Below are 8084 nucleotides of genomic sequence, written 5' to 3'. Positions count from 1 at the left end.
GAGGTGAGTGAAGACGGCTATCTCCACTACGCCCGGAGGTCCCTCCATGATCAACTACCGACGGCTACGTGTCACCAACGTGACGGCCGAGTACACCTAGAGCGGGGTGACGTAGGCGCCCGAAATGCCACCGTCGACCAGGAAGTCGGTGGCGTTCACGAAGGACGAGTCGTCGCTGGCGAGGAACGCGACGGCGGCCGCGATCTCGGTGGCCTCCGCGAACCGTCCCACGGGGATGTGCACGAGGCGGCGCGCGGCCCGCTCCGGGTCCTTGGCGAACAGTTCCTGCAGCAGCGGGGTGTTGACCGGCCCCGGGCAGAGCGCGTTCACACGGATGCCCTCCCGCGCGAACTGCACGCCCAGTTCACGGGACATGGCGAGCACACCGCCCTTGGAGGCCGTGTACGAGATCTGGGAGGTCGCCGCGCCCATGCGGGCCACGAACGACGCGGTGTTGATGATCGAGCCCTTGCCCTGGCGCCGCATGTAGGGGATCGCGGCCTTGCAGCACAGGTACACGGAAGTGAGGTTGACCTCCTGGACCCGCTTCCACGCCTCCAGGCCGGTCTCCAGGATGGAGTCGTCGTCGGGCGGCGAGATGCCCGCGTTGTTGAAGGCGATGTCGACGCTGCCGTAGGTGTCGTACGCGGTCTTGAAGAGCGCCTCGACCTGCTCGGCGTCGGTGACGTCGACCTTCACGAAGATCCCGTCGACCTCCTCGGCGGCCGCCTTGCCGCGCGCCTCGTCGACGTCGCCGCAGACGACGTGCGCGCCCTCGGCGGCGAGCCGGCGCGCGGCGGCCAGGCCGATGCCGCTGCCGGCACCGGTGATGACGGCGGTCCGGCCGACGAGGCGGCGGCAGATGTTGTCCGGGGGCGTTGAGGTCACTGTGCGGGGCCTTCCGTGCTGATGAAGACGTTCTTGGTTTCGGTGAAGGCGGCGAGCGCGTCCGGGCCGAGTTCACGGCCGATGCCGGACTGCTTGTAGCCGCCGAAGGGGGTCCAGTAGCGGACGCTGGAGTGGGAGTTGACGGACAGGTTGCCCGCGCGGACGCCCTGGGAGACCCGCAGGGCGCGGCCGACGTCCCGGGTCCAGATGGAGCCGGAGAGGCCGTACGGGGTGTCGTTGGCGAGCCGGATCGCGTCCGCCTCGTCGGTGAAGGGCAGCAGGACGGCCACCGGGCCGAAGATCTCCTCGCAGGCTGCGGCGGAGTCCGGCCGCTCCCCGGTGAGCACGGTCGGCGGGAACCAGAAGCCGGGCCCCTCGGGGGCGCTGCCGCGCAGCGCGGGCGCGTCGTCGGGCACCAACGCCCTTACGCGGTCCAGTTGCTGACGGGAGATCAGCGGGCCCATCTGGGTCTTCTCGTCGGCGGGGTCGCCCACGACCACGGCGGCCAGTGTCTCGGCGAGGAGGGCGTGGACCTCGTCGTACACCGACTCCTGGACCAGGACGCGGGTGCGGGCGCAGCAGTCCTGGCCGGAGTTGTCGAGGAAGGAGAAGGGGTCGACGGCGGCCCTGAGGTCGGCGTCGGCGAAGACGATGTTGGGGCTCTTGCCGCCGAGTTCGAGGGTGACCTGCTTGACCTGGTCGGCGCAGAGCTCCATGACGCGCTTGCCGACCCGGGTGGAGCCGGTGAAGACGATCTTGGCGATGCCGGGGTGCCGTACGAGGGCCTCGCCGGTGATGTCGCCGCGCCCGGGGAGGACCTGGAAGAGGTGCTCAGGGAGCCCTGCCTCCAGAGCGAGTTCGGCGAGGCGCAGCGCGGTGAGCGGGGTCGTCTCGGCGGGTTTGAGGACGACGGCGTTGCCCGCCGCGAGGGCGGGTGCGGTGCCCCAGGCGGCGATCGGCATGGGGAAGTTCCACGGCGCGATCACGCCCACGACCCCGAGCGGTTCGAGGATCGTGACGTTCAGGCCGCCGGGCACGGGGATCTGCCGGCCCGAGAGCCGTTCGATACCGCCGGCGGCGTAGTCGAGCAGGTCGCGGACGTTGCCGGCCTCCCAGCGGGCGTTGCCGATGGTGTGTCCGGCCTCGCGGACCTCGAGGCCGGCGAGTTCCTCGATGTGCTCGTCGACCACGGAGGCGAAGCGGCGCAGCAGCCGTGCCCGGTCCGCGGGGGCGACCGCGGCCCAGGCCCGCTGTGCCTTCTCGGCCCGGCGCACGGCCGCGTCCACGTCCTGCTCGGCGGTGCCCGCGACGGTGGCGATCACCTCCTCCGTCGCCGGGTTGAGAATGTCCAGTTCGTGGTGCTGGGACAAGGGGTTCCTCACAGGCGTTCGAAGGAGCGGCGCAGCTCCCAGTCGGTCACGGCGGCGTCGAAGGCGGCCAGCTCGACGCGGGCCATGTTGAGGTAGTGCGCGACCACCTCGTCGCCGAAGGCGGCCTTGGCGATGGGGCTGTTCTCCCAGAGCTCGGCGGCCTCGCGGAGGGTGGTGGGCACATGGGCGTACTCGGCGGCGTAGGCGTTGCCCGCGCAGACCTCCGGCAGTTCCAGCTTCTGCTCGATGCCGTACAGCCCGGCCGCGACCAGCCCGGCGACGGCGAGGTGCGGGTTGACGTCACCGCCCGGGAGCCGGTTCTCGAAGCGCATCGAGCGGCCGTGGCCGACGACCCGCAGCGCGCAGGTGCGGTTGTCGTAGCCCCAGGCCACGGCGGTCGGCGCGAAGGAACCCGGCTGGAACCGCTTGTAGGAGTTGATGTTGGGGGCGTAGAGCAGCGAGAAGTCGCGGAGCGCGGCGAGCTGTCCGGCGAGGAAGTGGCGCATGACCTGGGACATCTCGTGGCCGTCGGGCATGACGTTGACGCCGTCGGCGTCCGCGAGCGAGAGGTGGATGTGGCAGGAGTTGCCCTCGCGCTCGTTGTACTTGGCCATGAAGGTGAGCGAGACGCCCTCCTGGGAGGCGATCTCCTTGGCGCCGGTCTTGTAGATCGCGTGCTGGTCGCAGGTGACCAGGGCCTCGTCGTACTTGAAGGCGATCTCGTGCTGGCCGGGGTTGCACTCGCCCTTGGCGGACTCGACGGTCAGCCCGGCGGCCGCCATCTCGTTGCGGATCCTTCTGAGGAGGGGCTCGATGCGGCCGGTGCCGAGGACCGAGTAGTCGATGTTGTACTGGTTCGCCGGGGTCAGACCCTTGTAGCCGGCGTCCCAGGCCTGCTCGTAGGTGTCCTTGAAGACGATGAACTCCAGCTCGGTGCCCACGTTGGCCGTGTAGCCCAGCTCGGCGAGGCGCTCCAGCTGGCGGCGCAGGATCTGGCGGGGCGCGGCGACGACCGGGGAGCCGTCGTTCCAGGCGAGGTCGGCGATGAGCATGGCCGTGCCCTCGTTCCAGGGCACCCGGCGCAGGGTGCTCAGGTCGGGGTGCATGGCGAAGTCGCCGTAGCCCCGGTCCCAGGAGGACATCGCGTACCCGTCGACGGTGTTCATCTCGGTGTCGACGGCGAGAAGGTAGTTGCAGCCCTCCGTGCCGTGGGCGAGCACCTCGTCGAGGAAGAAGCGCGCGGCGAACCGCTTGCCCTGGAGGCGCCCTTGCATGTCGGGGAAGGCCAGGACGACAGTGTCGATCTCACCGCCCGCGACGAGGGCATGCAGTTCCTCGACGGAGAGCGGGGGTGTGCGGTCTGCCACGGGAAAGCCTCCTAGGGCTTCTTCGGCCATCCGGGAGCCATAAGGTATTACCCGTAACCATTAGTTGGGAAGGGGGAACGGTCACATGTCGCGGACAGGTCCGGAGCAGGGGGCGCCGTGGGCCGACGACCGGCTGGCTTCCGTGCTGCGGCCGGTGCGGGCGGGCAATGGCTTCGAGGAGGCCCTGGAGCAGATCCTGCAGGTCGTCCGGCTCGGCCTGGTGCCGGGCGGCGAGCGGCTGCCGGCGGAGCGCGAGCTGGCCGAGCGGCTCGGGATCAGCCGGGTGACGCTGCGCGAGGTGCTGAAGGTGCTGCAGGACCAGGGCCTGATCGAGGCGCGACGCGGGCGCTACGGCGGCACGTTCGTGCTGCCGCGCGTCGACACCCCGGGCGAGGACGAGCTGCGCCGGCGCCTGAAGGACATCGACGTCGAGGACACCCTGCGCTTCCGCGAGGTGCTGGAGGTGGGTGCGGCCGGACTGTGCGCGGCGCACGGTCTGACCAGCGAAGGGGCCGACCGGCTGCGTACGGCGCTGGCCCGCACGCACAACGCGCCGCTCACGGAGTACCGCCGCCTGGACACCCTGCTGCACCTCACCGTCGCCGAGCTGTCCGGCTCCCCCTCGCTCGCCGCCCAGTACGCGGCCGTACGCGCGGGGGTCAACGACCTGCTGGACTGCATCCCGCTGCTGGTGCGCAACCTGGAGCACTCCCAGCAGCAGCACACGGCCCTGGTGGACGCCGTCCTGGAGGAGGACGCCGAGGCGGCGCGGGAGATCATGCGCGAGCACTGCGCGGGCACGGCGGCCCTGCTGCGCGGCTTCCTGGGGTGAGGACGGACCTGACGAACAGGCACGGACCGCATGTATTTACGGCCGCGTAACGCACGGGTATTGCTTTTGGGCCACCCCTCCCACAAAGGTATGGATCCATTCCTTTGAGTGGGGAGAGTGCGCCATGTCCCTGAAGAGCACGGACACCGCCGACGCGGCGGACGACTACCTGGAGCGCCGAACGCTCCGCCGGGGCAGCGCCGGCTGGGTGCTGCTGACCGGCCTCGGCGTCGCCTACGTCGTCTCCGGCGACTTCTCCGGGTGGAACCTCGGGCTGGCGGAGGGCGGCTTCGGCGGTCTCGCGATCGCCACGGTGCTCATGGGCACCATGTACGCCTGTATGGTCTTCGCCCTCGCCGAGCTGTCCGCGATCCTGCCCACGGCGGGCGGTGGCTACGGCTTCGCACGCCGGGCGCTCGGCCCGTGGGGCGGCTTTCTCACCGGCACGGCGATCCTGATCGAGTACGTGCTCGCCCCCGCCGCGATCGTGATCTTCATCGGTGACTACGTCGAGTCGCTGGGCCTGTTCGGCCTGACGTCGAGCTGGCCGGTCTACCTGTTCTGCTTCGCGTTCTTCATCGGCATCCATCTCTGGGGTGTCGGTGAGGCGCTGATCGCCAGCTTCGTCGTCACCGGCATCGCGGTCTTCGCCCTGATCGTGTTCGCCCTGGGCGCGCTGCCCGACTTCAGTGTGGCCGCCCTCGACGACATCCCGGTCGACACGACCGCGTTCGGTGCGAGTTCCTGGCTGCCCATGGGGCTGCTGGGCATCTGGGCGGCGTTCCCGTTCGGCATGTGGTTCTTCCTGGGCGTCGAGGGCGTGCCGCTGGCCGCCGAGGAGACCAGGGACCCGGCCCGGACGCTGCCGAAGGCCATCCGCTGGTCGATGGGCGTCCTGGTGGTGCTGGCGGTGATCACCTTCTTCGCGGCGGCCGGGGCGCGCGGCTCGAACGCCATCCAGGCGGCCGGCAACCCGCTGGTGGAGGCGCTCCAGCCGGACGGCAAGGCCACGGCGCTCAGCCGTTTCGTGAACTACGCCGGTCTGGCCGGCCTCGTGGCCTCGTTCTTCTCGCTGATCTACGCGGGATCGCGCCAGCTCTTCGCGCTGTCCCGGGCCGGCTACCTCCCCCGGGTCCTGTCCCTCACCAGCGGCCGAAAGGCTCCGTACCTGGGACTGCTGGTGCCGGGCACGATCGGCTTCGCGCTGGCCGCCGCCACCGGGGACGGCGGCAGGATGCTGAACATCGCCGTCTTCGGCGCCACCATCAGCTATGCGCTGATGTCCCTGTCGCACATCGTGCTGCGCCGCCGGGAGCCGGGGCTCGAGCGGCCCTACCGCACGCCGGGCGGCGTGCTGACCTCCTCGGTCGCCCTCGTCCTCTCGTGCTCGGCGCTGGTGGCGACGTTCCTGGTGGATGTGACGGCGGCGTTCATCGCGCTCGGTGTGTACGCGGTCGCGGCGGCGTACTTCGGGCTCTACAGCCGTAAGCGCCTGGTGGCGAAGGCGCCGGAGGAGGAATTCGCCGCGCTGGCCGCCGCCGAGGCAGAGTTGGCACGGGACTGAATCGAACCGTTCCATGGGTTTCATGGGTCTCATGAGTCAGGAGCACGTGTGGCAAGGCCGCTGATCGGTGTGAGTACGTATCTGGAGTCCGGCGCGCGCTGGGGCGTCTGGGAGCTGGAGGCGGCCCTGCTGCCGGTCGGCTACCCCCGGCTCGTGCAGGCGGCAGGCGGACTCGCCGCGATGCTGCCGCCGGACGACCCGGCGTACGCGGCGGCGGCCGTGGCCCGGCTCGACGGGCTGGTGATCGCGGGCGGGCCGGACGTCGACCCGTCCCACTACGGCGCCGACCGCGAGCCGCGCACGGGCCCGCCCGCGCCGGCGCGCGACGCCTGGGAGCTGGCCCTGATCCGCGCGGCCCTGGACTCCGGCACCCCGCTGCTCGGGATCTGCCGGGGCATGCAACTCCTGAACGTCGCCCTCGGCGGCACGCTGATCCAGCACCTCGACGACCACGTCGTCGAGGTGGGCGTCTTCGGCCGCCACCCGGTCAAGCCCGTGCCCGGCACGCGCTACGCCGAGATCGTCCCCGAGGAGACCGACGTCCCCACCTACCACCACCAGGCGGTGGACCGCCTCGGCGAGGGCCTGATCCCCTCGGCCTACGCGTCCGACGGCACGGTGGAGGCCGTCGAACTACCCGCCCCCGCCTGGGCGCTGGGCGTCCAGTGGCACCCCGAGATGGGCGAGGACGTACGGGTGATGCACGCCCTGACGAAGGCGACAGCCTGAGCCGGGCCCTTTGCCGAGCCGGGGCCCCTGGCGAACCTGAGCAGGACCGGGCCGGGGATGCCTCACAGCCGGGGCAGGGCCGGTAGGAGCGAGGCCGGGGCCGGGAGATCTCAGAGCCGGGGGCAAGGCCGGGGCGGCGAGGTCTCGCAGCCCGGATGGCGCCTCAGCCGTGGTGCCCAGCGGGACGGGGCCGGACGGCGGCGCCTGAGCCCGGCCTTCCATACCCCGAGCCTCGGTCTGGGCCCGCCGGAACCGAAAGCCCTCCCAGGCCGGCCGCTCCCTCCCAGCCGGCTCCCTACGTGACACCCTCCGACTCTGCGCCGCGCCCCGAAGAATGGGCCGCGAACCTCCTCGGGGTCGGGCCCGCCGCGCGCACGGAGGCGAGAGACAGCCTCACCCGCCGGTCGTGGCCCCCCGCGTCAGTCCCAGCAGGTCCCGCGCCGGGCCGGTGGGGCGGTGCCCCGTTGGCCAGACCGCTCGTAGGGACCGGCGTAGGCGTACGCCGTCCACGGGGACGCGGACCAGGCGGCGGGCGGAGAGTTCCTCGCCGAGGGCCAGCTCGCTCAGTACGGCCGGGCCCGCGCCGCTCAGTGCGGAGGACTTGACCGCCGTCGTGGAGGACAGCTCGATGAGAGGCCGGGCCAGACTGCCCAGGGCCGTCTCCAGGACCTGCCGCGTGCCGGAGCCCTTCTCTCGGAGGATCAGCGGCGTGGAGGCCAGTTCCGCCGCGTCCAAAGGCTTGCGGCGGCGGGCCCATGGGTGGCCCGGCGCCGTCACCACGATCAGGTGGTCGTGCGCTATCACGGCCGCGTCCAGCCCGGCCGGCACGGTCGGGCCCTCGACGAACCCCAGGTCCGCCTCGTCCGCGAGCAGCCGTTCCGCGACGACCGTCGAGTTGCCCGCGAGGAGGGACACCGCCGTGTCCGGGCGCGCGGCGCGCAGCGCGATGAGCCAGCCGGGCAGCAGATACTCGGCGATGGTCATGCTCGCGGCGACCCGGAGCCGGGAGTCGCGGCGGTCCCGCAGCGCCTGCGCGCCCACGTCGAACGCCTCGGCCGCCTCCACGATCCGCCGGGCCCAGTCCGTGACGAGCGCCCCCGCGTCCGTCAGCCGGGACCCGCGAGGTGACCGGTCGACCAGGGCGACACCCAGCTGCCGTTCCATCGAGCGGATCCGGCTGCTCGCGGCCGGCTGGGTGATCCCCAGCTCCCGCGCCGCCCGCCCGAGCGAGCCGAGCCGTGCCACGGCCAGCAGCAGTTCGAGCGCGCCGAGATCCGGCACCCGATGGGCCAGCCCGCCGCCCCGCTCCTCGCTGTCACTCATAACCACAGCTT

The 8084-nt window shown here is 71.7% G+C and carries 7 protein-coding genes; 3 read left to right on the top strand and 4 right to left on the bottom strand.

The genetic code is table 11. The annotated features are described in order from the left end of the window. Positions 1–96: 96 nt before the first annotated feature. From ACWD26_RS23820 to ACWD26_RS23810, 3 genes are read right to left on the bottom strand one after another with little or no spacing between them, the layout of a single operon-like run. Positions 97–888 (bottom strand): 3-oxoacyl-ACP reductase, encoded by a 792-nt coding sequence (locus tag ACWD26_RS23820; protein WP_451273171.1) that lies wholly within the window; start codon positions 886–888, stop codon positions 97–99. Further along, complete coding sequence (locus tag ACWD26_RS23815) at positions 885–2258, bottom strand: aldehyde dehydrogenase family protein (protein ID WP_451273169.1); 1374 nt, start codon at positions 2256–2258, stop codon at positions 885–887. Before ACWD26_RS23815 ends, ACWD26_RS23820 begins: the two co-directional genes overlap by 4 nt. 8 nt (positions 2259–2266) lie before the next feature. Next, positions 2267–3625 (bottom strand): glutamine synthetase family protein, encoded by a 1359-nt coding sequence (locus tag ACWD26_RS23810; protein WP_451273167.1) that lies wholly within the window; start codon positions 3623–3625, stop codon positions 2267–2269. 85 nt (positions 3626–3710) lie between these two features. Between ACWD26_RS23810 and ACWD26_RS23805 the strand changes: the two genes are divergently transcribed. The 3 genes from ACWD26_RS23805 (at position 3711) to ACWD26_RS23795 (ending at position 6750) form a co-directional block, all read left to right on the top strand. After that, the gene (locus tag ACWD26_RS23805) at positions 3711–4457 is read left to right on the top strand and encodes a FadR/GntR family transcriptional regulator (protein WP_451273165.1); all 747 of its coding nucleotides are present in this window, start codon (positions 3711–3713) and stop codon (positions 4455–4457) included. A 124-nt stretch (positions 4458–4581) separates the two neighbouring features. After that, positions 4582–6021, top strand: a complete 1440-nt coding sequence (eat, locus tag ACWD26_RS23800; RefSeq protein ID WP_451273163.1) for an ethanolamine permease — start codon at positions 4582–4584, stop codon at positions 6019–6021. A gap of 48 nt (positions 6022–6069) precedes the next feature. Further along, on the top strand, positions 6070–6750 hold the full coding sequence (locus tag ACWD26_RS23795; protein ID WP_451273161.1) for a gamma-glutamyl-gamma-aminobutyrate hydrolase family protein: 681 nt from the start codon (positions 6070–6072) through the stop codon (positions 6748–6750). A 393-nt stretch (positions 6751–7143) separates the two neighbouring features. Here the strand turns inward: ACWD26_RS23795 and ACWD26_RS23790 are convergent, their stop codons facing one another. Then, positions 7144–8073 carry a LysR family transcriptional regulator gene (locus ACWD26_RS23790; protein WP_451273159.1) on the bottom strand — a complete coding sequence of 310 codons (930 nt, stop codon included), beginning with the start codon at positions 8071–8073 and terminating at the stop codon, positions 7144–7146. Between the last annotated feature and the right edge of the window lie 11 nt (positions 8074–8084).

This window comes from Streptomyces sp. NPDC002787, assembly GCF_053592095.1.
The sequence above is the reverse complement of the archived record's forward strand: the minus strand, read 5'-3'. Positions and strand labels throughout refer to the sequence as shown.